We start from the raw sequence: 382 nt of genomic DNA on the forward strand, positions 1-382 counted from the left end.
GCTAAGGCTTGGGCTTATGATACCACTAACTATGTGCCGGCCTTTGCTGGGGCTGCCTTCCTCTACTTTATCATGTGTTTCCCTCTAGCTACATGGGCACGTCGTAAAGAAGAAGAGAATAAGAAAGCTTACTAAGGAGGTCCATTATGTCAGAAGTTTTATCAGCTACTAACCTTAAATTCTTGGCACAAGGGATGTGGACGACTCTTTACTTGTCTTTCTTCATCATCGTGCTATCTACCCTGTTCGGAACTATTCTGGCGGTGATGCGTAACGGAAAGAATCCTATTCTGCGTTGGATTGCTTCTATCTACGTTGAGTTCGTCCGTAATGTTCCTAACTTGCTTTGGATTTTCATTATCTTCCTGGTCTTCCAACTCAA

General features: G+C 43.5%; 1 protein-coding gene and 1 pseudogene. Both read left to right on the forward strand.

Translation table 11 applies throughout. The features are described 5' to 3' along the window. A pseudogene (locus HMPREF2607_RS05920) lies at positions 1-135 on the forward strand (amino acid ABC transporter permease); the annotation flags it as partial. Positions 136-146: 11 nt separating this feature from the next. Then, the coding region (locus HMPREF2607_RS05925; RefSeq protein WP_148130153.1) for an ABC transporter permease subunit at positions 147-382 on the forward strand (236 nt) is incomplete at its 3' end.

Origin of the sequence: Streptococcus sp. HMSC078H03, from assembly GCF_001808655.1 — a bacterium.
In the GTDB taxonomy this organism is placed as follows: domain Bacteria; phylum Bacillota; class Bacilli; order Lactobacillales; family Streptococcaceae; genus Streptococcus; species Streptococcus salivarius_G.